Below are 23,705 nucleotides of genomic sequence, written 5' to 3'. Positions count from 1 at the left end.
CGCCGACCGCTTCACGTGGTCCGGCGTGGCCGTGTTCACTGACGTATGTCCTTCATCAGATCCATGTCCTTCATGTCTTCATCGTGTTCTTCGTATACGAGTTGCCGGTTCCCGTTGTCACTTTTCGTGCTGAAGGTGGTAAGCGGTCGCTCGCCGATGACGACTCGCGAGTAGATTTTTACGTCGCATTGCGGCACAACCGTTTTCCAGGGCTACTGACTGCACTACGTTGTCAGGCGCGTACACCCCGCGAACCGGTCGGGTCAGACCAGCCCGTCTGACGGTTCTCCCGTTACGGGTCAGATCTGCGCCGTGAGCGATGCCCGTACGGCGGCAGTCTGCGCTCACTGGGGAAGCCCGCCCGAAAGCTCCACCTCGCGTGGCGACGGACAGTTGAACAGCGAGCTCGAGCACCGCCCCGGACCAGGCGCCCCTGCTTCACCGCTCCTGAGCCGCCGGCGACTGCTCCGCGACAGCACTTCCGGCTCCACTGCGAATTGGTGGATCGGCGACTTCAGCACCCGCGTAAGCTGCCTTGAAAGAGAAATCATGAAAAGACCTCGCATTGCGGTATCGCGCCTTGCGGCCGCCGCAGCCGCTCTCACCATTACGGCGACTGCGTGCAGCGGCCTGAACAGCGCGTCCGGTGAACAGGAGTTCAGCGGCCAGACCCTCACGGTCGCCGGCACCTGGGCCGACGCCGAAGGGCAGAACTTCAGAAAGGTGCTCGACGGCTTCACGAAGAAGACGGGCGCCAAGGTGAAGTTCGCCTCGAGCCGCGAGCAAGGGCAGGACGATTTCGCCCTTTTCATCCGTGACCTGCTCAAGAGCGGCAAGGTTCCGGACGTGGCGATGGTGCCGCAGGTGGGTGTGCTGCAGCAGTTCGCGCAGAAGGGGTGGCTCGAGCCGCTTCCGCCGAGGGTCGAGCTGGAGGCCGCCCGCAACTTCGCCCTCGTCTGGCAGAACTACGGCAGCGTCCGGCGGATCTTCTACGGCCTCTACTACAAGGCGTCGCACAAGTCGACGGTCTGGTACGACCCGAAGGCGTTCGAGAAGGCCGACGTGGTCCCGCCGAAGACCTACGCGGAGATGATCGACAGCGGCGGAAAGCTGGCCAGGGCCGGCACCCCCGCCTTCTCCGTGGCCGGGAAGGACGCCTGGCCGCTCACCGACTGGTTCGAGAACATCTACCTCGCGCAGGCAGGGCCCGCCAACTACGCCAAGCTGGCCACGAACGAGATCGGCTGGACGGACCCCACCGTCATCAAGGCCCTGAAGACCTTCGGCAAGCTGTTCAAGGACAACAAGCTCGTGGCCGGCGGCGGGAACGAGGCCCTGCGCACCGACCTCAACGAGTCCGTCGGCGCCGTCTACGGCAAGAAGCCCAAGGCCGCGATGGTCTACGAGGGCGACTTCGTGGCAGGGATCATATCCGGGGCGTTCAAGAGGAAGGTCGACGACGACGCCGACTTCTTCTCCTTCCCGCCGGTGGGCAAGGACAAGCAGGCGCCCGTGATCAGCGGCGGCGACGCCGCCGTCGCCATGAAGTCCGGCAAGAACAAGGACCTGGCGATGTCCTTCATCGAGTACCTGGCCAGCCCGAAGGCAGCCGAGATCTGGGCCAAGCAGGGCGGATTCCTCTCGCCCAACATCAACCTGAACCTCAACGCCTATCCGGACGAGACCACCCGCAAGGTCGCCAAGTCCCTCGTGGACGCGGGCGAGGCCGTGCAGTTCGACATGTCCGACCAGGCACCGGGCGACTTCGGCGGCAAGCCCGGAGCGGGCGAATGGCAGCTGCTGCAGGAGTTCATCCGCGACCCGTCGGACCCGGAGAAGACGGCCCAGAAGCTCGACCAGGCAGCCTCCAAGGCGTACTTGGACGCGTCGGCCACCGGCACCACGGGCTGAGTCCCGCGCACCGACAGCTCAGCGCGACGCCCGGTTCGACCGACCGGGAACGGACCTTCCGCACGCGACACAGGGGGACGACCACCGCCCCTGGGTGAGGCAGCGGGTCCGTTCCCGGCTGCGCCGCGCAGCTCCCCTCTCCCCGGAGCCCCCCAATCGTCTCTCGAAGTCGCCTCCCCTCCCCCGGTGTTGCTCGCCTCACCGCCCCCGGACCACGCTGATCCGTACTCGTTCGCCGCGTGCGATGTGACGACCGTGTGACGTGTCACAGACACGCAGGCGCGGATGTGGGAGCTTCAACTCCGTTACTCATCAGTAGAGTTGCTGCGATCCGAGTGTGAGGTCCCGTCAGGTGGCGGGCCGCGCCGGCTGCCGTCGACCCGTGCGCGGGCGTGTGCCGGGTGGCTCCCCCAAGCTTCGCCGGCAGGTGCCCGGCGAACCCTGCCTGGACGTCCGGCTCGGACGGCCGGCCCCGCAGGCGGGAGAGGATCGGATGAGCACTTCGGAAGCCACCACACTGGAGGAACTGGTCGACACGGACCGGTATCCCCTCACGGACCTCGACAGCGCCGGGGCGCGCGCCGTCCTCTCCCGGGCCAGGGAGGATCTGCTGGCCGACGGCTGCACCGTACTGCCGGACTTCATCCGCCCCTCCCTGCAGGAGACGCTGCAGCAGGAGTGCGCGGACATGGCGCCCCGGGCGCACTTCGACGTCGCCACGGTCAACGTCTACAACATGGCCGTCGGCCCGGACCTGCCCGAGGACCATCCGGGACGCATGGCCTTCGAGCGCGGCAACGCCTTCGTCCCCCGCGACAGGATTCCCGCCGGGTCCCTCATCAGCCGTCTCTACTCCGACGAGACGTTCAAGCGCTTCATCGCGGGCTGCTTCGAACTCGGCGAGCTGCACGAGCTGGCCGACCCGCTGTCCGGACTGGTGCTCAACGTCGTCGAGCCCGGGATGGAACACCCCTGGCACTTCGACACCAACGAGTTCACCGTCAGCATGCTCACCCAAGAGGCCCAGGTGGGCGGGGTGTTCGAGTACTGCCCCAACATCCGGACCGCTCAGGAGGAGAACTTCGACGGAGTGCGTGACGTACTCCAGGGCAGGGGCGAGGAGTTGACGCGCCGCCTGCTTCTGCGTCCCGGGGATCTGCAGCTGTTCAAGGGCCGCTTCTCCCTGCACCGCGTCAGCCCCGTGCGGGGCGGCTTCGCCCGACACTCGGCGATCTTCGCCTACAGCGAGCGCCCGGGCGTCGTCGGAAGCGTCTCCCGCACCCGGCAGCTCTTCGGGCGTGTGCTGCCGGAGCATCTGGAGGCCGAGGGCCGCGCCGTGCGCGGCGACCGGCTGCTCGACTAGCGACCGGCCGGGCGGCCGGCTGCCGAGGGCCGCCACTGCCGGACGGCCTCACCGGTTCCCATGCCGCGCCGCACCACCAGTACACCCCTGCGACCCTGCCACCCCCACAGGAGCAATCCGTGCGCTTCGACGCCACCGGGAAAGTCACGCTCGACCACATCTACAACAGGCCCGATCCGCGTGCCTACTTCAGGGAGCTGCGCGAGCTCGACTACTGCGTTCCTCAGCAGGCCAAGCCCTACTTCGCCAAGCTCATGGAGGAGTACCGCGACGCGCGGCAGGTGGCGGTGCCCAAGGTGCTGGACATCGGCTGCTCGTACGGCATCAACGCCGCACTGCTCAAGTACGACGTGACGATGGACGCGCTCTACGCCCGCTACTGCGACGAGCACCTCGGCGGCGAGTCCGGCGCCGGTGGCCGTGCCCGCGCCGAGGAGACCTCCGAGGCGCTGCTGGCCCGCGACCGCAAGCTGGCACGGTCGCACAGACCGGCGCGTCCGGTCCGCTTCGTGGGTCTGGACACCTCCGGCAGTGCGCTCGCGTACGCCCTCGAAGCGGGGTTCCTCGACGACGCCGTCCACGCGAACCTGGAGCATGACGAGCCGTCGCCGCGGCAGCGCGCGCAGTTCGCCGGCACGGATCTGGTCATCTCCACGGGCTGCATCGGATATGTCACCGAGCGCACTCTTACGCGTATCGTCCGCTCCACGGGCGGCCAACTGCCCTGGATGGCGCACTTCGTGCTGCGCATGTTCCCGTTCGACCCCGTCGAGCGGGCGCTGGAGGAGCTGGGATACAGCACTGTCCGCGTCGACGACGTCTTCCGGCAGCGCCGGTTCGCCTCGCCGCAGGAGCAGACGCAGGTACTGGAGACGATGAAGGAAGCCGGAGTCGACGCGGACGGACTGGAGGCCGACGGCTGGCTGTACGCGCGGCTGTATCTTTCCCGTCCGTCCGGCACCGCAGGATGGCCCTGGTCCCCGGAACGGCTCGCGCGGGAGAGCGCGGCCACGCCCGGGACACCGGCCTCCCCCGCCACACCACCCACCGACGAACCGGAGTGAAAGCGCAAGTGAACACCAGTCAGGGAAGCGCGCCTCAGGGAAGCGCCACGACCACCCCCACCTTCGCGCAGGAGGACGCGCTGCCGCGCGTGCCGCTGCCCACGCTCGAGGCGAGCTGCGAGAGGCTCCTCGCCTGGTGCGCGCCGCTGCTCTCCCCGGGTGAACTCGCCGCGTCCGAGGCTGAGGTGGCGGCCTTCCTCGACCCCGACGGCCCGGGGCAGGTTCTGCAGGCGGCGCTGGAGGAGTACAACTCCTCGGAGGGCGTGCACAGTTGGCTCGACACGTTCTGGCCGTACCGCTATCTGGGGCGACGCGACCGGATCGCTCTGAACGCCAACTTCTTCTTCCTCTTCAGGGATTCGGACGAGTCGCAGGTGGAGAGGGCGGCGGGGCTCATCGCCGGCGCGCTCGACTTCAAGCGGCAGATCGACGAGGAACTGATCCCGCCCGTGGTTCAGCGGGGGCAGCCTCAGTCGATGGAGCAGCTGAAGTACCTCTTCTCCAGCACGCGCATCCCGGGCGTGGAGCAGGACACCTCCCGCACTCCCTACTCGGCGGAGCGGCCCGGCCCGTCGCGGGAGCGGCACATCCTGGTGTTCTTCCGCGGCAACACCTTCCGGATGGACGTCATCGGTGAGGGCGGTGCTCCGCACAGCCTCGAGGATCTGGAGGCGGGGCTGCGAGAGGTGATGAAGGCGGGCGCCGAGCCGGCGGGCGCGGGCGCCTCCGTCGGTCACCTCACCACCATGGCCCGCGCGGACTGGGCGAGGGCGCGGGCGTCGCTGCTGGACCTCGACCCGGGCAACGCCGAGTCCCTCCGCACCGTCGAGGACGCGTTGTTCTGCGTGTGCCTGGAGGACTTCGCCCCGTCCGGCGTCCAGGAGGCGTGCGACGAGCTGCTGTACGGGGACCGCGGCAACCGCTGGTTCGACAAGGCCGTCTCGTTCGTCGTCTTCGAGGACGGCCGTGCCGGGCTGAACGTCGAGCACTGCCAGTTGGACGGCACCACGATCCTGAGCTTCGTCGACGCGCTGCTGCCCGTTCCGGGGGCGGTGCACTCCGAGCAGTCCGGTGCGCGTGCCCAGGGGTCACCGGCGGTCCGGCCCGTGGAGTTCCGTCTCGACGAGACCCTTCGGGCGCAAGTGCGTTCGGCCGCCGAGGCGTTCGCGGAGTACGGACGGAGCACCGCGACGCGCACCGTCTCCTTCGACGACTTCGGCAGCAACCAGGCCAAGGCGCTCGGAGTCTCACCCGACGCCTTCGTGCAGGTCGCCTACCAGCTCGCCCACCAGCGCGCCAAGGGCCATCTGGGCGCCACGTACGAGTCGATCGCCACGCGGCAGTACAAGCACGGCCGCACGGAGGCAATGCGAGTCGTGACCCCGGAGATGTGCGCGTTCGTGGACGCGATGGATGACCCGGAGGCGGACACGGAGACGCGGCGCACCGCCTTCCGTGCGGCCGCGACCGCGCACGTGACGCGCGCCAAGGAGTGCCAGGCCGTCGAGGCTCCCGAACAGCACCTGTGGGAGCTGGAGTTGATCCAGCGCCGCCGCGGCGCGGAGCTCGGTGTGAACGAGCAGCCCTCGCTGTTCCGCAGCGCGGGCTGGCTGAAGATGCGGGAGGACTATCTGAGCACCAGCTCCGCGCCGTCCACCAACATCCAGTTCTTCGGGTTCGGTTCGACGAGCAGCCGCTGCATCGGCGTCGCCTACGTGCTGCTTCCGGAACGCTTCAACCTCTACCTGAGCACTCCGCTCACGGTGGCGGACCAGATGCACACGTTCGCGGAGAAGCTCCGTGACGCCGTGGGTGAACTGCGGGAGCTGCTGGCCGAGTAGCACCGGGCCGAGAGCGAAGAGGGGCCGGGCGGGCCGTCGCGGGGACGGTCCGCCCGCCCTCGTGTGCGGGCGGGTCACTCCCCCGCGGGCCGTGCGGACGTCAGCGAGGCGTGCAGCGGTTCGAGCCCCACGAGCAGGCTGTCCAGGGCGAGTTCGAAGCTGTCGCTGTCGATCTCCTCGGCGTGTGCCGGGATCAGATGTGCCTGCACGAGGTTGGGATAGCGCTCGAAGTAGACACGCGTGTCGTCGGCGAAGCCGCTCGCGAAGGGTGTGGTGGCTGCTCCGATGACGAGGTACTTCACGGAGGCGGCGATCATCGTGGCCCAGCGCGGGGGCCAGCCGTCCCCGACGAGCCCTCCGTGCACGGCATCGGCCATGGCGAGGAAGTCCTCGCGCCTGCCGGTGCCGGCGGCCACGACCGGGGCGGCGTTGGGGTGTCTGCTGAGTGCCGCGTGGTACGACCTGCCCCATGTCTCCAGGCCCTCGCGCCAGCCGCGCTCGAAGGCGGAGGTGTCCACCTGGCGGGTGAGCAGGTTGGCCACTGCGTCCAGCACGGCGTCCTTGTTGGGGTAGTGGCTGTAGAGCGAGGCGGCCTTCACATCGAGCCTCAGGGCGAGGTTCCGCATGGAGAGCGCGCCGATGCCCTCGGAGTCGATCAGCTCCAGCGCGGTGTCACGGATCCGCTCCCGGCTGAGCAGCGGCGACTTCGGGCGTGGCATCGGGGCTCCTTGTGAAAACTAACGCCGTAAGGTTAACGTGCGCGCAGGCAGAAACCTAACGCCGTTCGATGGACGAGGAGACCTCCGTGCCGCCCGTGACACCCCAGACCCCGCTCGGCCTCTTCGGCACCGAAGCCCTGATCGGCGAGGAGGACCGCGCGATCCGGGACACGGTGCGGCAGTACGTCGAGGAGAAGGTGAAGCCCCAACTCGCCGACTGGTACGAGACCGGGTCGCTCCCCGTGCGCGAACTGGCGAAGGAACTGGGCTCGTTGGGCGTCCTCGGCATGCACCTGGACGGCTACGGCTGCGCGGGCACCACCGCAACCGCCTACGGGCTGGCGTGCATGGAGCTGGAGGCGGGCGACTCGGGGCTGCGGTCCCTGGTGTCTGTGCAGGGCTCCCTCGCCATGTTCGCGATCTGGAAGTACGGCAGCGAGGAGCAGAAGCAGCAGTGGCTGCCGTCGATGGCGGCCGGTGACGCGATCGGCTGCTTCGGCCTGACCGAGCCGGACTTCGGCTCCAACCCGGCCGGCATGCGCACCCGCGCGGTGCGCGACGGTTCCGACTGGGTGCTGGACGGCACCAAGATGTGGATCACCAACGGGTCCGTCGCCGACGTGGCCGTGGTGTGGGCGAGGACGGACGACCCGGGAAACAAGGTCCGCGGCTTCGTCGTCCCGGCGGGCACCCCCGGATTCTCGGCGCCCGAGATCAAGAAGAAGATGTCGCTGCGCGCCTCGGTCACGTCCGAACTCGTCCTGGACGGCGTCCGGTTGCCCGAATCGGCGGTGCTCCCCGACGCCGTCGGCCTCTCCGGCCCGCTCTCCTGCCTCAACGAGGCGCGCTACGGCATCGTCTTCGGCGCGCTCGGCGCCGCACGCGACTGCCTGGAGACCACCCTCGAATACGCCCGGCAGCGGGAGATCTTCGACAAGCCGCTGGCCGCCTACCAGCTCTCGCAGGCCAAACTCGCCGACATGTCACTGGAGTTGGGCAAGGGGATGCTGCTGGCGCTGCATCTCGGAAGCCTCAAGGACGCCGGCTCGCTCCGTCCGGAGCAGGTCAGCCTCGGCAAGCTCAACAGCGTCCGCGAGGCGATCGCCATCGCCCGTGAGTGCCGCACCATGCTCGGCGCCGCCGGGATCACCCTGGAGTATCCGGTCATGCGGCACGCCAACAACCTTGAGTCCGTGCTCACTTACGAGGGCACCTCAGAGGTGCACCAGCTGGTGATCGGCCAGGCACTCACCGGCGAGGCCGCGTTCCGCTGATTCACGCGCCGCCGGAGCGCCGCGGCCTCACGGGGCGGGCGCTCGGCGGGCGACGACCTGGACGCTGCGTGCGGTGTGCCCGTGGAGTGTGGCGGCCGCCCCCGTTCGCTCCTCCTCGACGACGAAGCCGTTGCCGTGCAGCAGTGCCCGGAGCTGCTCGGGCCGGTGGTGCCGGAAGAGCCCTCCATCGGGCGTGGAGAAGGTGCCGTAGGCGCGGTACGGGGCCGAGGCCACGGCCTCCTCGTAGCGGCGTAAGTGGCGCTCGTCGTCCTGAAGGGGAACATCGCTGAGGTAGAGCACGCCTCCGGGTCTGATCAGCCGGGCGAGTTCCGCGACGAGCGCGTTCTGGTCCGCGTCGCCCGGGACGACGCCCAGCACGACGAACAGCAGCGCCGCGTCGAAGGAGTCCTCGGCCAAAGGCAGGGGCAGCGCCGTCTGCCGGGTCAGCTTGAGCCCCGGATGTTCGCGCAATCCGCGCTCGATCATCGCCGCGGAAGGGTCCACGCCCTGCACGTCGCCGTAGCCGAGTTCCTCCAGCCGCGCCGTCAGCCGTCCGTAGCCGCACCCGTAGTCGAGAATCCGGGCGTCGCGGGGCACGTACCGCTCCAGCAGCCCTTGGTCGAGGGGATGCGTGAAGGTCATCGTCGCGCCGGCGGTCTCCCAGTACGTGTGCACCACCGGGCGGGCGGATCCGGCAGAACCGGCGGAACTGGCGGAACTGGCGGGACCGGCAGAAGGAGCCATACGTGAAGCGTAACGACGGTGCACCCGGGGCTGCTGCGATGAATCCGGACTTCCGCACCGGACGGAACGCGCGTGGACGAGGTCACCGGCCAACCGGCCATGTCATTCGGCGTTTTCGTATCCGGGCCCCGGGATGGGGCGAGAGCGGGCGGTGGGGCTCCGAACCGCCGTTTCACGCACCGGTGTTCGTCCTCACCCACCACCCGCGTGACCGCTGCCGATGGAGGGCAGCACTTGCCGCACCCGTGAACGGCACGTGGGCCGTGCCCTCCGCTGCGGGAGGGCACGGCCCACGTGTTCACGCGTCCGCGAGGACCGGTCCGGCCTCAGCCGAGCGCCGCGAGCGCCTCGTTGAAGATCTTCGAGGGACGCATCACGGCCGACGCCTTCGCCGCGTCCGGCCAGTAGTAGCCGCCGATGTCCGCGGGCGAACCCTGCACCGCGATCAGCTCGTCGACGATGGCCTGCTCCTGCTCGCCCAGCGTGCGGGCAAGGTCGGCGAATGCCGCGGCGAGCTGCGTGTCCTCGGTCTGCGCCGCCAGCTCCTGCGCCCAGTACAGGGCCAGGTAGAAGTGGCTGCCGCGGTTGTCGAGGCCGCCGAGCCTGCGCGTCGGGGACTTGTTCTCGTGCAGGAAGGTCGCCGTCGCACGGTCCAGGGTGTCGGCGAGGATCTGGGCGCGCGCGTTGTCCGTCTTCTGCGCGAGGTGCTCGAAGCTGACCGCGAGCGCCAGGAACTCACCGAGGCTGTCCCAGCGCAGGTAGTTCTCCTTGACGAGCTGCTGCACGTGCTTGGGCGCCGAGCCGCCCGCGCCGGTCTCGAAGAGCCCGCCGCCGTTGATGAGCGGTACGACGGAGAGCATCTTGGCGCTGGTGCCCAGTTCCAGGATGGGGAACAGGTCGGTCAGGTAGTCGCGCAGCACGTTGCCCGTGACGGAGATCGTGTTCTCGCCGCGGCGGATGCGCTCCAGGGAGAACGCGATCGCGTCGACGGGCGCCATGATCTCGATGCGCAGGCCCTCCGTGTCGTGCTGCGGCAGGTACTGCTCGACCTTCGCGATGAGGTTCGCGTCGTGCGCGCGGCCCTGGTCGAGCCAGAACACCGCGGGGTCGCCGGTCGCGCGGGCGCGGCTGACTGCGAGCTTGACCCAGTCCTGGACGGGGATGTCCTTGGTCTGGCACATGCGGAAGATGTCGCCCGTGCTGACGGCCTGCTCCAGTACGGCGTTCCCGTCGCCGTCGAGGACCCGCACGGTGCCGGTAGCGGGGATCTCGAAGGTCTTGTCGTGGCTGCCGTACTCCTCGGCCTTCTGCGCCATCAGGCCGACGTTGGGCACGGAACCCATCGTCGACGGGTCGTACTGGCCGTTGGCGCGGCAGTCCTCGATCACGGCCTGGTAGATCCCGGCGTAGCTGCTGTCCGGGATGACGGCGAGGGTGTCCTGCTCCTGGTCGTCCTTGTTCCACATGTGGCCCGATGTACGGATCATGGCCGGCATGGAGGCGTCGACGATGACGTCGCTCGGCACGTGCAGGTTGCTGATGCCGCGGTGGGAGTCGACCATCGCGAGGTCCGGACCCTCGGCGAGCTCCGCCTCGAAGGACTCCTTGATCTTCGCGCCCTCGGGCAGGGATTCCAGGCCCTTGAAGATGCCGCCCAGGCCGTCGTTCGGGGTCAGGCCCGCCTCGGCGAGGGTCTTGCCGTACTCCGCGAACGTCTTCGGGAAGAAGGCGCGGACCACGTGGCCGAAGATGATCGGGTCCGAGACCTTCATCATCGTGGCCTTCAGATGCACCGAGAACAGCACGCCCTCGGCCTTGGCGCGTGCGACCTGCGCCGTCAGGAACTCACGGAGCGCCGCGACGCGCATCACCGATGCGTCGACGATCTCGCCGGCGAGCACGGGAACCGACTCGCGCAGAACGGTGGTGCTGCCGTCGTCGGCGGCCAGCTCGATGCGCAGTGAGCCGTCGGTGGGGACGATCACGGACTTCTCGGTGGACCGGAAGTCGTCGCCGTCCATGTGCGCGACGTTCGTCTTCGACTCGGCCGACCAGGCGCCCATGCGGTGCGGGTTGGACCGGGCGTAGTTCTTCACCGACGCCGGCGCGCGGCGGTCGGAGTTGCCCTCGCGGAGCACCGGGTTCACGGCGCTGCCCTTGACCTTGTCGTAGCGGGCGCGGATGTCGCGCTCCTCGTCGGTCTTCGGCTCGTCCGGGTAGTCCGGCAGCGCGAAGCCCTTCTCCTGAAGCTCGGCGACCGCCGCCTTCAGCTGCGGGATGGACGCCGAGATGTTCGGCAGCTTGATGATGTTCGCCTCGGGCGTCCTGGCCAGCTCACCGAGATTGCCGAGGGCGTCCTCCACGCGCTGCCCGGGCTCCAGACGCTCGGGGAACTGGGCGAGGATCCTCCCGGCCAGGGAGATGTCGCGGCTCTCGACACCGACCCCCGCCGTCGAGGCGTACGCCCTGACCACAGGCAGGAACGAATACGTCGCCAGGGCCGGGGCCTCGTCGGTGTCCGTATAGATGATGGTCGAGTCAGTCACCGGTACTCCGCTCCACGTGCTCCACGTCTACGTCGTCTCGATATCAAGATATCTGGTCCTGGCGCCTCCCCGGACACCCGCCCCCGGATCCGGCCCGCGGGCGGCCGTCGGGCGGCCGGGGTCGGCCGGTCGCTCACACCGCGTGGTCTCGCAGCCAGGCCAGGACCTGCGCCGCGTGCTCGTCGGGCGGGAAGACCGGGTAGAAGGCGTGCTCCACAGCGCCATCACGGATGACGAGCGTGAGCCGCTTGTACAGCCGCATCCCGCCGGCTTCGAACGTGGGGAGGCCGAGCGGTGCCGCGGCCAGGCGACGGTCCGGGTCGGAGAGCATCGCGAACGGCAGGTGCAGCCGCTCCACTGCCTCACGCTGGTAGTCGCTGTCCTGGCTGGAGAGACCGAACACGGCTTCCGCGCCCGCCTCGAGCAGCTCCCCGTGGTGATCGCGGAATCCGCACGACTCGGGAGTGCAGCCACGGGCGCCCGGGATGTCGTCCCAGCCTTCGGGCAGGTCCCTGCCAGGTCGGCCGGTGAGCGGGTAGACGTAGAGGACCGTACGGCCGGGGCCGAGCCCGTCGAGGCGGACCGACTCCCCCGCCGTGCTGAGCAGTTCGACGTCCGGCAACGCCGTGCCGGGCAGGTGCCGGGCGGCACCGTCGTCCTCGGGCACTGGCAGATCGGCGGGCAGGTTCAAGAAGTTCACGGCTGCATCTCCTTCCGCCGTGAGCCTCTCATCCGACGGACCGCGCACGTCAGCCCCCGGTGGTCCGGTGCCGACCGGCAACCATGCCCCGCGAAGCCGCCACCGGCGCAGACCCGCAGGTGTTCGGGCACAGGTCCGCCGGGTCGGATCAGCGTGACTGGCAGGCCGAACTCGCCACTGGTACTACTTCTCGTACTCCGGAAGGGAGTGACCCGTGTCCATCACCGCCAGCGAGGCTCGCAAGAACCTGTTCCCGTTGATCGAGCAGGTCAACAACGACCGCGCTCCCGTGCACATCACTTCCCGTAACGGCAACGCCGTGCTGCTGTCGGAGGAAGATTATTCCTCCTGGCAGGAGACGATCTACCTGCTGCGCTCGCCCGCGAACGCCAGGCGACTGTCCGAGTCGATCGCCGAGGCCGAGGCGGGCAGGACCGAACCGCGCGAACTGATCGAGGTCGACGACAGCGAGTGAAGACCGTATTCACCGAGCACGGGTGGACGGACTATGTCCACTGGCCGGAGACGGACCGTCGCATGACCAAGCGCATCAACCGGCTCATCGAGGAACGCAAGCGTGATCCGTTCGCGGGGATCGGCAAACCGGAGCCGCTCAAGGGTGACCTGAGCGGCTACTGGTCCCGGAGGATCGACGACGAGCGCCGGCTGGTGTACCGAGCCAGAGGCGACGAACTCATCGTGGCCCAGGCCCGGTATCACTACTGACCGGCGGGGGCGTCGTGAAGTCGCGGGCGGGATCGTGATGCGTATCGGGCGATACGACGAGAGCCCTGGAAGCTCTGGCCAAACCGGCCGCCACGCTTGATCATGGCTGCCGTCGCCCGAAGTCCACTCGCTGCCGGAGCCCGCATGCCGTTCGACATCGACCTCTTCCGCGCCCAGTTCCCCGCCCTCGCGACCGGGACGGCGTTCTTCGACGGGCCCGGCGGTACTCAGACACCGCGTGCGGTCATCGAAGCGGTCGCGGAAGCGCTCGCCGGTCCGCTCTCCAACCGCGGCGACGGCAACCCCGCGGAGCGCAACGCGGAGACGCTCGTCGCCGAGGCCCGGAAGGCGCTGGGCGACCTGCTCGGCGCGGACCCGCGCGGCGTCGTCTTCGGCCGCAGCGCCACGCAACTCGCTTACGACTTCTCCCGCACGCTCGCGAAGTCCTGGTCGCCGGGTGACGAGGTGGTGGTCACGCGCCTGGACCACGACTCCAACGTGCGCCCGTGGATACAGGCCGCGGAGCAGGCCGGCGCCACCGTGCGGTGGGCCGAATTCGACCCCGAGGACGGCGAGTTGACGGTCGAAGCCGTCGGCGAAGTCCTCTCCGGACGCACCCGCCTCGTCGCGCTCACCGGCGCCTCGAACCTGATCGGCACGCGCCCGCCCGTCACGGAGATCTCCCGGGTGGTCCACGACGCGGGCGCCCTGCTCTACGTCGACGGCGTCCACCTCACCGCGCACTCCCTCATCGACCTGGAGACGCTGGGCGCGGACTTCTTCGCCTGCTCCCCCTACAAGTTCCTCGGCCCGCACATGGGAGTGCTCGCCGCCCGCCCCGAGCTCCTGGAGACGCTGGCTCCGGACAAGCTGCTGCCGTCCACCGACGTCGTTCCCGAGCGCTTCGAGTTCGGCACTCTGCCCTACGAACTCCTCGCCGGGGCACGCGCCGCCGTCGATGTCCTCGCAGCGCCGGGAGTACACCCGGAGCGCGACCGCAGGGAGCAACTCGTCGCCGCCTACTCGATGCTGGAGAAGCACGAGGACGCGCTGCTGCAGCGGATCGAGGGCGGCCTTGCCGGGCTCCCCGCCGTCCGTCAGCACTCGCGTGCCGCCGTACGCACGCCCACGCTGCTGCTCACCTTCGACGACGGCCACAACACCGGGGACGCTTCCCGCCACTTGGCGGAGCGCGGCATCAACGCCCCGTCCGGATCCTTCTACGCGATCGAGGCCTCCCGCCGTCTCGGGCTCGGCGACGGCGGCGGGCTGCGCGTGGGCCTGGCCCCGTACAACAGCGCGGAGGACGTGGACCGGCTGCTGGAGGGTCTGGCGGACTTCCTGCGCTGAGCGGGTCGGACAACGCCCGGTGTGAACGCCGGGACAAAATGGGCGAGTTCGTACCAGCCGGGCCAAGGCGATGGCCCGGCGGTCAGGTCTGTCCGGAATCATCGCTGGGCACAGCGGTATTCAGTTGAAACTGCGCCGCTCGGAAGTTGACAACTAACGCATGGATGACTCACTTCCTGGCTACATTTGACGGTGACCTGCCAACCGTGTGCCCTGCCAGCTTGCGGTAGGCAAAAACGAGGGAACGCGTCGTAACGGATTCCATCGAGGGGGCCGGCGATGGCAGCACTGAGATGCTCCAAGTGCGGAGCACGAATTCAGTTGGACGGCACGTCGTCATGTTCGTGCGCGCCCGAGACCGCCGGCCGTAACGACGTGTCGGCGTTCCAGGCCTTCCGACCACGCCTGAAGAAGGCAGCCGCATCCCGGCGGCTCGAAGCGCGCCCGGCCGCATCCCGGCAGCCCGAACCGCGCCCGGCCGCATCCCGGCAGCCCGAAGCGGACCCGGCCGCATCCCGGCAACTCGAAGCCGACCCGGCCGCACCGGTGAGCCACAGGGGCGGCCGTCGGCCCATGGACCGGCGCAGCACGGGTGTCGCCGTCGGCGTCGCCGCGGCCGTCGCGCTCGGGACCGTGGCCTTCAGCGTGGACGCGATGAATTCGGGCTCGACGGTCCAGGGGGGCGGCAGGCCGGCGGTTTCGGTCTCGCCCGACCCGGACATCGCCGCGCGAGAGGCGGCGGAGCGCTCCGAGGCGAACACGCCCGACCAACCCGAGAACGGCAATCCCCCGCCGGCCGCGGACGACGACGGCATGCGGCCCGCGGGCGACGGAGACGAAGACCGCCCCGGCTCGCAACCCCCCGCGTCGGATGACGGGGCGCCCTCCCCCGCACCGTCCGGGGACGAGGCGGGCGGCGCCGATCAGGGCGGCTCCACCGGCAACCCGGGCGACGGCGAAGGCGACGATGACGGCGGCGGCGGCGAGGAGTCGGACGCCGGAGGTTCGCAGGGCGGCGGCGACAACGGCGGCGGCGACCAGGACGACGACAACGGTGGCCTGCTGGGCGGCCTCCTGGGCCTCCTGTTCGGCGGCGGCGGCGATGACCGCGACGACGACGGCCAGGACCGCAGCGGAGGCGACTACCACGAGAGCGGTCAGGACCGCGGTGGCGACCACGGGGGCGGCGGCGGTTACCAGGGAGGCGGCAGCCACCACGGCGGGGGCGGCCACGACTAACTGGCGGGTGCCGTCCGGTACTTCCGCGAGGCGCCTGAGGACTTCCTCTCCGCAGAGAGCGCCCGCGAGACCGGCGGCGTACGCGTTCCCGCCGGGAGCCCCAGTCGCTCCGCCAACTCGTAGTCGAGTTGCTCCGCCAACTCGTACTCGCGGCCGAGGTCGGCCCCCGTCAACACCTCGGCGGATCCGGCCGGTTCGCCCATGCATGGGTCCATGCGCGTCGGGCACCCGGGCGCGGAACCCGATCTGTGCATTGGAGGCAAACCGTGCTCGCCGCCATCTTCGGCGCGATCCGGACCGTGTTCTCAGCGATCCTCACGGTCGTCACGCTGCCCTTCCGACTCGTCGCCCGGCTGCTGGGTGGCGCGACAAGACGCGCCTAAGGCACGACAACCGGCAGAACCAGGCGAAAGAACGAAGGGACAGGAGGCCCGACATGGGTGACCGGCACGTAATGCCCGACGGCGACCAGTGGAAGATCACCAACCCCGACGGCGTGAAGGCGGACGACCCATACCGGCACACAGGAAGAGGCCGTCCAGCGCGCCCGCGAGATCATCCAGAACGACGGTGGCGGCGAACTCGTCGTCCACGGCACGGACGGTCGGATCCGGGACAAGCGCACCCTCACCGCGGGAGCTGCCCCCAACTCCCCTCGCGGCTGAGTTCCGCACGGTGAAGACACCGCGGAACACGGCGAATTCGGGAGGCCCGCACACTGCGGGCCTCCTTTTCGTGTCAGATGCGGCGGTCACCCATCCCGTCGCCCCGGGACCGGACGATGAAGCCGGACGCGGACTGCTCCTCGTCGACATCCTGGCCGCCCGCTGGGGCACTTCACCCCGTAGCCCGGTCGGGAAGACGGTCCGGGCCGAGGTCGAGAGAGATCCGTGGACGTGGTGAACGCTGACCGTTGCCCTGACGGCACCGCCCAAGGACGCCCAACTGCCTTACCGCGCAAGGCACAACGGAGGCCGCGACGCCCCGTCAGTGACCGCCCGTGTCGATGACGCAGAAGCGGTTGCCGTCGGGGTCGGCGAGCACGACGAAGTCGGCGTCGGCCGGATACAGGTCCCAGTCGACGCGCCGCGCTCCCAGGGAGACCAGCCGTTCGACCTCAGCGGCCTGGTCCGCCGCGTCCCCCGCGTACAGGTCCAGATGGATCCGCGGGTACTTCTGCACGGGCGTCTCGCTCAGGCCGAGGGACAGCTGCGCACCCGGCCCGTGCTCGGCCACCAGAACCGCCCAGGTGTCCTCCACCTCGTCACGCGGCACGTAACCGAGGGCCTCCGTCCAGAAGGCGACCGCACGCCGCACGTCCGAGACACCCAGGACGACGGAACCGATTCTCAGCATGGCCCGATCCTGGCACGTGGCGGTTCCGACGCCGAGGGGTCCGGGACCACCCGTCGTCCGCCGGGCCACACCGGGACGTGCTGGTTCGTCGTCCCGGAACCCTCGCGGGTCCTCCCGAGGCCTGGCAGGCTCACGCCATGACGCGACTCACATCTCCCGGGGGCGCCCGCTCCCCCCACCTGCCACCCGGCACGTACAGACCGTCGCGGCCGGTCTCCTGGTCCCGCACGCGTACGAAAGTCGTCGCCGTGACCGCCGGGATCGCCCTCGCGCTCGGTACGGGCGGCTCCGCCGGGGCGCGTACCGCCGCGCCCGCACCCGCACCCTCGTGGCAGAAGGCCGTCGACCGCATCCTCGCCGACAAGCGGCTGGACGGAGCGGCGACGAGCATCGTGATCAGCGACGCGGAAAGCGGCCGGGTGCTGTACGACCGCAACCCCGGCAAGCGGCTGATGCCCGCGTCCAACACCAAGCTGCTGACCTCCGCCGCCGCGATGGACCTCCTGGGCCCCGGCTACCGCTACCGCACCGACGTACTCGCGGACGGCGACCGGAGCGGCGACCGCCTCGACGGCGACCTGTACGTGCGCGGCACCGGCGACCCGACGCTGCTCGCCAAGGACTACGACGCGATGGCGGCCGACGTCGCCGCCGCCGGGATCAAGACGGTGACCGGCAAGCTCGTCGCCGACGACACCCGGTTCGACACGCAGCGGCTGGGACGCTCGTGGGCGGCGGACGACGAATCGGCGTACTACTCCTCGCAGATCTCCGCGCTGAGCCTCGCGCCCGACACCGACTACGACACCGGCAACGTCTATCTGGAGATCGTCCCCGGCTCCACGGCGGGTGAGAAGCCCAAGGTCAAGGTCACGCCGTCCAACGACTACGCCGACGTGGACGTCACCGCCACCACCGTCGCCGGGAACGGGGAGAACACGATCTCCGTCGACCGCGAGCACGGCGGCAACACCATCACCGTGAGCGGCGGGATCCCGGTCGGCGCCGATCCGGAGGAGTCGTGGACGAGCGTGTGGGAACCCACCGGCTACGCGGCCTCCGTCTTCGCCGACGCGCTGGAGCGGCACGGCGTGGAGGTCGCCGGGAAGACCGAGCTGGGCAAGGCCACACCGGACGGTGCCGAGCGCGTCGCGCGTCATTCGTCGATGCCGCTGAAGAAGATCACCGTTCCGTTCATGAAGCTGTCCAACAACAACCACGCCGAGGTCCTCACCAAGACCATGGGCGACGAGAGCGCGGGCAAGGGCACCTGGAGCGCGGGGCTGAAGGCGATCGAGGGCTTCCTGAAGAAGGAGGGCGTGGACACCGGCACCCTGCGGCAGGTCGACGGCTCGGGACTGTCCCGCATGGACAACGTCTCCGCACGCCACATCTCCACGCTTCTCCACTCGGTGCGGAAGAAGCCCTGGTTCAAGCAGTGGTACGACGCGCTGCCCATCGCCTGCGCAGGGGACCGCATGACGGGCGGCACGCTGCGCTCACGGATGTGCGACACACCGGCCGAGGGCAATGCGCACGCCAAGACGGGCTCGCTGACGGGCGCTTCGGCTCTGTCCGGCTACGTCACCGACGCGGACGGCCGCAAGCTCACCTTCAGCATCATCCTCAACAACTACCTCGCGGATTCGGTGAAGGGCATCGAGGACTCGATCGTGGTGGCCCTCGCCTCCGACGGCCGCGAGACCGGGAGCGGGAAGAAGCCCGGGACGAAGGGCAAGGGCGAGGACCGGCGCCCGTCGGGGCCCCTGGTGGGCCCGGAGTGCTCCTGGAAGAAGCCCGCGCGCTGCTGACCTCCGGCTGACGGACCGCCGGGTGCCGCTGCCGATGCGGTGTCCGGGCCCGGCGGGCCTGCCGGGCCGGCGGACGGGTCGCCCAGCAGCGCGGACCTGAACGGAATCGCCTTCGGACGCGGCGTGGCCTGCTTCGGGCCCGCACGGAAACCGTCGTTGACTGACGGCAGACCCTGCAGACCCGGCAGCCCAAGCGCCGGCAGACGAAGGAGACCCCCATGACAGCCTGGACGAGCGACGAACTCGACAAGATCGCAGCAGCCGACGAGCTGGAGATCGCGCCCCGGCAGAACGACGGCTCCCTGCGCAACCCCGTGACGATCTGGGTCGTGCGCCACGGCGACGACCTGTACGTCCGCTCCTACAGAGGAAGGGACGGCGCGTGGTTCCAGGCAGCCAAGGCAGGTCGCGAGGGGCGCATCCAGGCCGACGGAGTCGCCAAGGAGGTCAGCTTCACGGAAGAGACCGACCCGGGCCTCAACGAGCACATCGACGCCGCCTACCGCAGCAAGTACCAGCGCCACAGCGCCCAGTACGTGGACCCCATGGTCGCCTCCGGGGCCCGGTCCGCGACGCTGAAACTGATGCCGCGCTGATCCCTGCCCTTCTCGGCGCCGCCCCCGGCACTCGCCCGGGGCCGGTACACATCGGGCGTGGGTACGCGCCGGGGTAGGTACGCACCCCGGGTCTGTGCGCGCCCTCCGGGCCGGGCACTCGCCCGGGGCCGCCGACCGGGGCACCCGGACGCGTCGGCCCGAACATCCGAGTGCAGCCGTCACACCACAGGAGAAGCATGACCACCATCGCCATCATCGGAGCGGGACGCGGGCTGGGAGCCGCCGCGGCCCGGCAGTTCGGACGCGAGGGATTCGACGTCGCTCTGGTCTCCCGCAGCCAGGAGCGAGTCGACGCGCTGGCCGACGGGCTCGTCGACGAGGGTGTGACCGCCCGCGGCTTCGCCGCCGACGTACGTGACACGGGCGCCCTCACGGCCGCGCTGGAGGCCGCCGCCGAGGCTCTCGGTCCCATCGAGGTCCTTCAGTACAGCCCCGCGCCGCACAGGGACTTCATGCGGCCCGTGCTGGAGGCCACTCCGGCCGACCTGTCCGGCCCGGTCGAGTTCTCCCTCTACGCACCTGTGGCCGCCGTGCAGCACGTACTGCCGGGCATGCGCCGCCTCGGACGCGGCACCGTCCTCTTCGTCAACGGAGGCACCGCCGTCCGGCCACGGCCGGACTTCGCCGGCACATCGGTCGCCTTCGCCGCCGAGAGCGCCTACGCCCGGATGCTGCACGCGGCGCTCGCCGACGAGAACATCCACGTCGCCCAGCTCGTCATCCCCGGTGCCATCACGCCCGGACACCCGCGCAAGGACCCCGCGGTGCTCGCGGAGACCCTGAAGGACATGCACCGCGACCGGGGCGACTTCCGGGTCTTCGCCGAGGAGCTCGACGCCTGACCCCGGGCCGGGTGAACGTGCCCGGGTTCAGGCGAACTTGCCCGGGTCAGTCAGCCCTTGAACGCCTTCGCGAACTCGTCCGCCTTCTTCCCGATGCCCGAACAGGCCGCCTGCGCCTTGGACTTCGGGCCTCCGGGGCAGGGCTTGTCGCGGGTGGCGGACCACATGGACAGGCCGCCGAGCTCCTTCTTGTCCGCGAACTCCCGCAGTTCCGCGGCGTCTTCGGGACGGAAGACCTCGCCCTTGACGTCGTTCACGCCGATCATCGGCGTCACCGAGAGCGTGTCCCAGGCCTCCTCCGGATCCTTGATCCCCAGCGCGGGCCGGATCTGCTTGTGCGCGGCGGTGGCCGCCTGGACGGCGTACTTGCCCATGTCTCCGTCGTAGGACGTGCCGTAGTCCATCGCCATGATGTTCACGCGGTTCACGCCGGCCCCGTTCTTCTGCGCGTTCTCCAGCACCGCGCGGGCGTCCCGGTTCAGGCCCGAGGGCATCACGGGGAGGGTGAAGGAGACGTTGAGGTTCGGACGCTGCCGCTGGAGCCGCACGATCGCCTGACTGCGAAGCTCGTTCGCCTTCGAGTCCGTCAGCGCGGGGCCTTCGAGATCGAAGTCGAGCTTCGTCAGGCCGTAGGTGTCGATGACCTTCGTGTAGGCGCTCGTCAGCTTGTCCACCGAGCCGCAGACCCGGGCGAGTTCGTTGCCGCTCTGACCGCCGAAGGAGACCCGGACGTCGCCGCCCTCGTCTCGCAGCTTCTCCGCCTGCGCCGCCACCGGATTGTCTTCCAGCTGCTGCCTGCCGCCCCACTTGGGCACGCAGCCGCCTCCCGGGGAGACGAACGCGAGGTTGTACTCCTTCACCCCGGTCTTCTCGGCCCTCTCGAGAAGGTCGTAGGAGGGCTTGAGGGACGTGTCCACGTACGGCGCGAAGTCCCCGGTTTCCGGCAGCGGGTCCTCGGTCTGCGAGGGCGTCGCCGGAGGCGGGCCGGTGGGCCCGGGATCCGTCTCCCCGCTCGAACAGCCGGCCAGCAACGACGCCACAACTGCCGCCGCGGCCAGTGCGGTTACGGCACGCTTCCCTGCGCGGATCCTCGGGGCAGCCTGCGCTTCCGCGTGGTTCGCCATCGTCGGGCTGTCTCCTTCTGACGTGGGGGGCCGGTCTTCCTGCATCAGCAAGCTAACGACAACGGCACGGGAGTATCAGCGGGTTGGGGACGTGGACGAGGGGACTTAGCCCACACTTGAGCCGGGTTTAAGGGAGGCGCGGCCGGAGGGAGGTCCGGCCCGGAACGGCGCTCCCGTCCACGTCCCGCCGAGGCGACCAGGGAAGAGCTCGGAGCACTCGGAGGCGGGCCGGTGCCCGATACCGCTCATGCCCCCACCGCTCGGCGCCGGTTCCGCGGCGCCGCGACCCGCCCCGGATCTCGAAGGTTGTACGGCCCGTCCGACCGGTTCCTGATCGATTCCCGACCGAGACGGCATCGCTACCGGTGTCCCGCAACCCGCCCGACGGCACCCCCGTCCAACCTGCGACAACGAACCCGCGCACAGCCGGAGGGGACCCCTCATGAACGATCCGACACCGCCCGCGACAGGGAACCGTCGCAGTCCCGGCCGGCGTCCGCGCCGGTCGCTCGCACTCCTCGCGGTGGGAGTGCTCGCCTCGGCGCTGGCCGTCGCGGGTTGCAGCACCAACTCCGCCACGGACTCCGGGAGTTCGGCGAGCGAGCGGCAGTACGCGAGCGACGCACCCGGGAAGCGCGAGGCAGGCGCGGGAGCGGCGGCCGACAGCGGGGCGCGCGCCAACCCCGACGACGCGACAGGCCAGCAGGAAGGCCCGGCCAGTAAGAAGCCACCGAAGATCGAACCGGACCACGTCATCCGTAAGGCCAGGCTCACGGTCCAGGTCAAGGACGTACCGTCCGCACTGGACGACACCCGTACCACGGTGGAGAGCGCGGGCGGTTACGTCGGCGACGAGACAACCGACCGCGACGGCCAGAGCCACGAGCGGTCGCGTCTGGTGCTCCGGGTACCGCAGGAGGAGTACGCGGACGTCCTGGAGGAGCTCTCGGGCAGCGGCAAGCTCATCGAGCGGAAGGTGTCGGCCGACGACGTCACCGACAAGGTGGTGGACGTCGAGAGCCGCGTCGCCTCGCAGAAGGCAAGCGTCGAACGCGTACGGAAGCTGATGGACAAGGCCACTGAGCTCTCCGACATCGTCACTCTGGAAGGCCAGTTGAGCACCCGCCAGGCGGAACTGGAAGCGCTCCAGGCGCAGCAGGCGTCGCTGAAGGACCGGACGTCGCTGGCCACGATCACGCTCGTGCTCTCCGAGACCGAGGTGGAGAAGAAGGACGACGGGACCGGGTTCACGGACGCGCTGGGGGGCGGCTGGGATGCCTTCATCACGACGATGCGCTGGGTCGCGGTGGTGATCGGTGCGGCGCTGCCGTTCCTGGCCGCGCTGGCGGTGCTGCTGGTGGTCTGGCGGCTGGCACGGGGCCGGCTGCCGCAGAGCGTGCGCCGCCGCTCGCCGGGGTCCGCGGTCCCTGCGGCCGCGAACGACGGCGGCAACTCACCGTTTCCGGCAAAGGCTGCGGCGAAGCCACCGGAGAGCGACTGAGCGACCGAGGACCGAGCGACCGACCAGTGATACGGCTGGCTCCATGGGCCTTCGGAGTCCACCGTCTCCGCGCTGAGAGCAGGCAGCGCGGCTACGGTCCGGGGAGGTCGGCCCGGGCAGCTCCCGTACGCAGCGTGGGCCGCGCCTCCCTGCGAGGGAAGCGCGGCCCACGGCCTCGTTGCGCGGCCCGGGAGAGCGAACGGACGCTCCCGCGTGAACGGGAAGCCAGGTTTTTCCTACGGCGATGTGCTGTTGCCCGAGCCGGCGGCGACAGCGGCCGGTGCGAGTTCGCTGTTCACGAGGCCGTGAACAGCGTCGATCAACCTGACGCCCTGCTCTGTCGCATAGTCCCGCAGCATGCGCGCAGCGGTGCTGAACGAGACATCCGCGTACTCGACGATCATTCCCTTGGCTATCTCCAGGGCGCTCTTCGCGGCGATGACACTTTGCAGCCGCATCACGATCTCTCCCCGCGGATGCTTTTCCGCCGACCACTGCATCAGGGCCAGCATCGTGGCATCGGCCAGAGCCTGAGCAAGATGCTGATCCTCCGCGGCGAGCGGTCCGCGTCCGGTGCGGAGAAGATTGACTGCACCGACGACGTGTTCGTGCAGTCGCAGCGGCACCGTATGGACCGACGCGAAGCCGGCGGCCAGTGCGGCATCTGCCACCTCCGGCCAGCGTTCCCGCTCGGCGGAGAGGTCCGGGACGCTGATCTGACGCTGTTCGTGGTAGGAGTCCACGCAAGGACCCGAGTTCTTCTGCAGTTGCAGCACCTCGAGGAAATCCGCCTCCTCGCTGGAGGCGGCCGTTGTCCGCAGACGGCCAAGGGCGTCGATCATCATCACGCCCACCGCCTCAACATCCAGCAGTCCGGCACAGTGATCGACTAGACGCTGGAAGAGAGACAGGGGGTCGAAGTCCTCGACGAGGGTGTCCGCCAAGGTGAGGAAAGCCTCGCTCACCTCTCGCTCACG

At 69.7% G+C, this 23,705-nt stretch carries 23 protein-coding genes; 15 read left to right on the top strand and 8 right to left on the bottom strand.

Going from position 1 to position 23,705, the window contains the following annotated elements; genetic code table 11:
- Nucleotides 1–549: 549 nt before the first annotated feature.
- From G4Z16_RS25620 to G4Z16_RS25605, 4 genes are all read left to right on the top strand, one after another.
- Nucleotides 550–1,911, top strand: a complete 1,362-nt coding sequence (locus G4Z16_RS25620) for an ABC transporter substrate-binding protein (protein WP_197353006.1) — start codon at nucleotides 550–552, stop codon at nucleotides 1,909–1,911.
- 493 nt (nucleotides 1,912–2,404) lie between these two features.
- Nucleotides 2,405–3,274 (top strand): HalD/BesD family halogenase, encoded by an 870-nt coding sequence (locus G4Z16_RS25615; RefSeq protein WP_197353005.1) that lies wholly within the window; start codon nucleotides 2,405–2,407, stop codon nucleotides 3,272–3,274.
- Between the two features lie 119 nt (nucleotides 3,275–3,393).
- The gene (locus tag G4Z16_RS25610; protein ID WP_246531066.1) at nucleotides 3,394–4,338 is read left to right on the top strand and encodes a class I SAM-dependent methyltransferase; all 945 of its coding nucleotides are present in this window, start codon (nucleotides 3,394–3,396) and stop codon (nucleotides 4,336–4,338) included.
- Nucleotides 4,339–4,346: 8 nt separating this feature from the next.
- On the top strand, nucleotides 4,347–6,179 hold the full coding sequence (locus G4Z16_RS25605; protein ID WP_246531065.1) for a choline/carnitine O-acyltransferase: 1,833 nt from the start codon (nucleotides 4,347–4,349) through the stop codon (nucleotides 6,177–6,179).
- A gap of 74 nt (nucleotides 6,180–6,253) precedes the next feature.
- Here the strand turns inward: G4Z16_RS25605 and G4Z16_RS25600 are convergent, their stop codons facing one another.
- The gene (locus tag G4Z16_RS25600; protein ID WP_197353003.1) at nucleotides 6,254–6,898 is read right to left on the bottom strand and encodes a TetR/AcrR family transcriptional regulator; all 645 of its coding nucleotides are present in this window, start codon (nucleotides 6,896–6,898) and stop codon (nucleotides 6,254–6,256) included.
- A gap of 68 nt (nucleotides 6,899–6,966) precedes the next feature.
- On the opposite strand from G4Z16_RS25600, the gene G4Z16_RS25595 reads away from it, so the two are divergent.
- Complete coding sequence (locus G4Z16_RS25595) at nucleotides 6,967–8,172, top strand: acyl-CoA dehydrogenase family protein (RefSeq protein WP_197353002.1); 1,206 nt, start codon at nucleotides 6,967–6,969, stop codon at nucleotides 8,170–8,172.
- A 27-nt stretch (nucleotides 8,173–8,199) separates the two neighbouring features.
- On the opposite strand, the gene G4Z16_RS25590 is transcribed toward G4Z16_RS25595, so the two are convergent.
- From G4Z16_RS25590 to G4Z16_RS25580, 3 genes are all read right to left on the bottom strand, one after another.
- Entirely contained in the window at nucleotides 8,200–8,916 is a 717-nt protein-coding gene (locus tag G4Z16_RS25590) for a class I SAM-dependent methyltransferase (protein WP_197353001.1), read from the bottom strand.
- A 326-nt stretch (nucleotides 8,917–9,242) separates the two neighbouring features.
- A complete protein-coding gene (locus tag G4Z16_RS25585) occupies nucleotides 9,243–11,462 on the bottom strand; it encodes an NADP-dependent isocitrate dehydrogenase (RefSeq protein WP_197353000.1) in 2,220 nt (739 codons plus the stop codon).
- A 133-nt stretch (nucleotides 11,463–11,595) separates the two neighbouring features.
- On the bottom strand, nucleotides 11,596–12,162 hold the full coding sequence (locus tag G4Z16_RS25580) for a peroxiredoxin (RefSeq protein WP_246531064.1): 567 nt from the start codon (nucleotides 12,160–12,162) through the stop codon (nucleotides 11,596–11,598).
- 214 nt (nucleotides 12,163–12,376) lie between these two features.
- Here G4Z16_RS25580 and G4Z16_RS25575 point away from each other — a divergent pair, with 214 nt between their 5' ends.
- From G4Z16_RS25575 to G4Z16_RS25560, 4 genes are all read left to right on the top strand, one after another.
- Nucleotides 12,377–12,637 (top strand): type II toxin-antitoxin system Phd/YefM family antitoxin, encoded by a 261-nt coding sequence (locus G4Z16_RS25575; protein ID WP_197352999.1) that lies wholly within the window; start codon nucleotides 12,377–12,379, stop codon nucleotides 12,635–12,637.
- Nucleotides 12,634–12,888 carry a Txe/YoeB family addiction module toxin gene (locus G4Z16_RS25570; protein WP_197352998.1) on the top strand — a complete coding sequence of 85 codons (255 nt, stop codon included), beginning with the start codon at nucleotides 12,634–12,636 and terminating at the stop codon, nucleotides 12,886–12,888. Before G4Z16_RS25575 ends, G4Z16_RS25570 begins: the two co-directional genes overlap by 4 nt.
- 144 nt (nucleotides 12,889–13,032) lie before the next feature.
- Nucleotides 13,033–14,238 (top strand): cysteine desulfurase-like protein, encoded by a 1,206-nt coding sequence (locus G4Z16_RS25565; RefSeq protein WP_197352997.1) that lies wholly within the window; start codon nucleotides 13,033–13,035, stop codon nucleotides 14,236–14,238.
- Between the two features lie 573 nt (nucleotides 14,239–14,811).
- Entirely contained in the window at nucleotides 14,812–15,477 is a 666-nt protein-coding gene (locus G4Z16_RS25560; protein WP_197352996.1) for a hypothetical protein, read from the top strand.
- On the opposite strand, the gene G4Z16_RS25555 is transcribed toward G4Z16_RS25560, so the two are convergent.
- Nucleotides 15,474–15,680, bottom strand: coding sequence for a hypothetical protein (locus tag G4Z16_RS25555; RefSeq protein WP_197352995.1), 207 nt, complete (start codon nucleotides 15,678–15,680; stop codon nucleotides 15,474–15,476). The two genes, G4Z16_RS25560 and G4Z16_RS25555, sit on opposite strands and share 4 nt — an antisense overlap.
- Before the next feature lie 75 nt (nucleotides 15,681–15,755).
- Between G4Z16_RS25555 and G4Z16_RS32995 the strand changes: the two genes are divergently transcribed.
- Both G4Z16_RS32995 and G4Z16_RS33350 read left to right on the top strand, forming a co-directional pair.
- Nucleotides 15,756–15,860, top strand: coding sequence for an LPFR motif small protein (locus G4Z16_RS32995; protein WP_425508183.1), 105 nt, complete (start codon nucleotides 15,756–15,758; stop codon nucleotides 15,858–15,860).
- 171 nt (nucleotides 15,861–16,031) lie between these two features.
- Nucleotides 16,032–16,142: a DUF2188 domain-containing protein gene (locus G4Z16_RS33350; protein ID WP_425508182.1), complete on the top strand. Its 111-nt coding sequence runs from the start codon at nucleotides 16,032–16,034 to the stop codon at nucleotides 16,140–16,142.
- 322 nt (nucleotides 16,143–16,464) lie between these two features.
- On the opposite strand, the gene G4Z16_RS25545 is transcribed toward G4Z16_RS33350, so the two are convergent.
- Nucleotides 16,465–16,833: a VOC family protein gene (locus tag G4Z16_RS25545; RefSeq protein WP_197352994.1), complete on the bottom strand. Its 369-nt coding sequence runs from the start codon at nucleotides 16,831–16,833 to the stop codon at nucleotides 16,465–16,467.
- A 137-nt stretch (nucleotides 16,834–16,970) separates the two neighbouring features.
- Here G4Z16_RS25545 and dacB point away from each other — a divergent pair, with 137 nt between their 5' ends.
- The 3 genes from dacB to G4Z16_RS25530 all read left to right on the top strand — a co-directional run bounded on the left by dacB (nucleotide 16,971) and on the right by G4Z16_RS25530 (nucleotide 20,103).
- Nucleotides 16,971–18,644, top strand: coding sequence for a D-alanyl-D-alanine carboxypeptidase/D-alanyl-D-alanine endopeptidase (dacB, locus tag G4Z16_RS25540; protein ID WP_197352993.1), 1,674 nt, complete (start codon nucleotides 16,971–16,973; stop codon nucleotides 18,642–18,644).
- 218 nt (nucleotides 18,645–18,862) lie between these two features.
- Nucleotides 18,863–19,240 carry a DUF2255 family protein gene (locus tag G4Z16_RS25535; RefSeq protein ID WP_197352992.1) on the top strand — a complete coding sequence of 126 codons (378 nt, stop codon included), beginning with the start codon at nucleotides 18,863–18,865 and terminating at the stop codon, nucleotides 19,238–19,240.
- A gap of 197 nt (nucleotides 19,241–19,437) precedes the next feature.
- A complete protein-coding gene (locus tag G4Z16_RS25530) occupies nucleotides 19,438–20,103 on the top strand; it encodes an SDR family NAD(P)-dependent oxidoreductase (protein ID WP_197352991.1) in 666 nt (221 codons plus the stop codon).
- 50 nt (nucleotides 20,104–20,153) lie between these two features.
- Here the strand turns inward: G4Z16_RS25530 and G4Z16_RS25525 are convergent, their stop codons facing one another.
- Nucleotides 20,154–21,227: a chitinase gene (locus G4Z16_RS25525; protein WP_197352990.1), complete on the bottom strand. Its 1,074-nt coding sequence runs from the start codon at nucleotides 21,225–21,227 to the stop codon at nucleotides 20,154–20,156.
- 442 nt (nucleotides 21,228–21,669) lie between these two features.
- Between G4Z16_RS25525 and G4Z16_RS25520 the strand changes: the two genes are divergently transcribed.
- On the top strand, nucleotides 21,670–22,728 hold the full coding sequence (locus tag G4Z16_RS25520) for a DUF4349 domain-containing protein (protein ID WP_197352989.1): 1,059 nt from the start codon (nucleotides 21,670–21,672) through the stop codon (nucleotides 22,726–22,728).
- A 236-nt stretch (nucleotides 22,729–22,964) separates the two neighbouring features.
- Here G4Z16_RS25520 and G4Z16_RS25515 read toward each other — a convergent pair whose 3' ends face one another.
- On the bottom strand, nucleotides 22,965–23,693 hold the full coding sequence (locus G4Z16_RS25515; RefSeq protein ID WP_197352988.1) for a GAF domain-containing protein: 729 nt from the start codon (nucleotides 23,691–23,693) through the stop codon (nucleotides 22,965–22,967).
- Nucleotides 23,694–23,705 lie beyond the last annotated feature (12 nt).

It is taken from the genome of Streptomyces bathyalis (assembly GCF_015910445.1).
Taxonomy (GTDB): Bacteria; Actinomycetota; Actinomycetes; order Streptomycetales; family Streptomycetaceae; genus Streptomyces; species Streptomyces bathyalis.
Note: the sequence above shows the minus strand (reverse complement) of the source record. Positions and strands in the feature narration are given on the sequence as shown.

Excerpts from the sequence above, each read along its gene's own strand:
- G4Z16_RS25620 (WP_197353006.1), top strand. The coding sequence starts at position 550 with ATGAAAAGACCTCGCATTGCGGTATCGCGCCTTGCGGCCGCCGCAGCC.
- G4Z16_RS25615 (WP_197353005.1), top strand. The coding sequence starts at position 2,405 with ATGAGCACTTCGGAAGCCACCACACTGGAGGAACTGGTCGACACGGAC.
- G4Z16_RS25600 (WP_197353003.1), bottom strand. The coding sequence starts at position 6,898 with ATGCCACGCCCGAAGTCGCCGCTGCTCAGCCGGGAGCGGATCCGTGAC.
- G4Z16_RS25595 (WP_197353002.1), top strand. The coding sequence starts at position 6,967 with ATGGACGAGGAGACCTCCGTGCCGCCCGTGACACCCCAGACCCCGCTC.
- G4Z16_RS25590 (WP_197353001.1), bottom strand. The coding sequence starts at position 8,916 with ATGGCTCCTTCTGCCGGTCCCGCCAGTTCCGCCAGTTCCGCCGGTTCT.
- G4Z16_RS25565 (WP_197352997.1), top strand. The coding sequence starts at position 13,033 with ATGCCGTTCGACATCGACCTCTTCCGCGCCCAGTTCCCCGCCCTCGCG.
- G4Z16_RS25560 (WP_197352996.1), top strand. The coding sequence starts at position 14,812 with ATGGACCGGCGCAGCACGGGTGTCGCCGTCGGCGTCGCCGCGGCCGTC.
- G4Z16_RS25555 (WP_197352995.1), bottom strand. The coding sequence starts at position 15,680 with ATGGGCGAACCGGCCGGATCCGCCGAGGTGTTGACGGGGGCCGACCTC.
- G4Z16_RS25545 (WP_197352994.1), bottom strand. The coding sequence starts at position 16,833 with ATGCTGAGAATCGGTTCCGTCGTCCTGGGTGTCTCGGACGTGCGGCGT.
- dacB (WP_197352993.1), top strand. The coding sequence starts at position 16,971 with ATGACGCGACTCACATCTCCCGGGGGCGCCCGCTCCCCCCACCTGCCA.
- G4Z16_RS25535 (WP_197352992.1), top strand. The coding sequence starts at position 18,863 with ATGACAGCCTGGACGAGCGACGAACTCGACAAGATCGCAGCAGCCGAC.
- G4Z16_RS25530 (WP_197352991.1), top strand. The coding sequence starts at position 19,438 with ATGACCACCATCGCCATCATCGGAGCGGGACGCGGGCTGGGAGCCGCC.
- G4Z16_RS25525 (WP_197352990.1), bottom strand. The coding sequence starts at position 21,227 with ATGGCGAACCACGCGGAAGCGCAGGCTGCCCCGAGGATCCGCGCAGGG.
- G4Z16_RS25520 (WP_197352989.1), top strand. The coding sequence starts at position 21,670 with ATGAACGATCCGACACCGCCCGCGACAGGGAACCGTCGCAGTCCCGGC.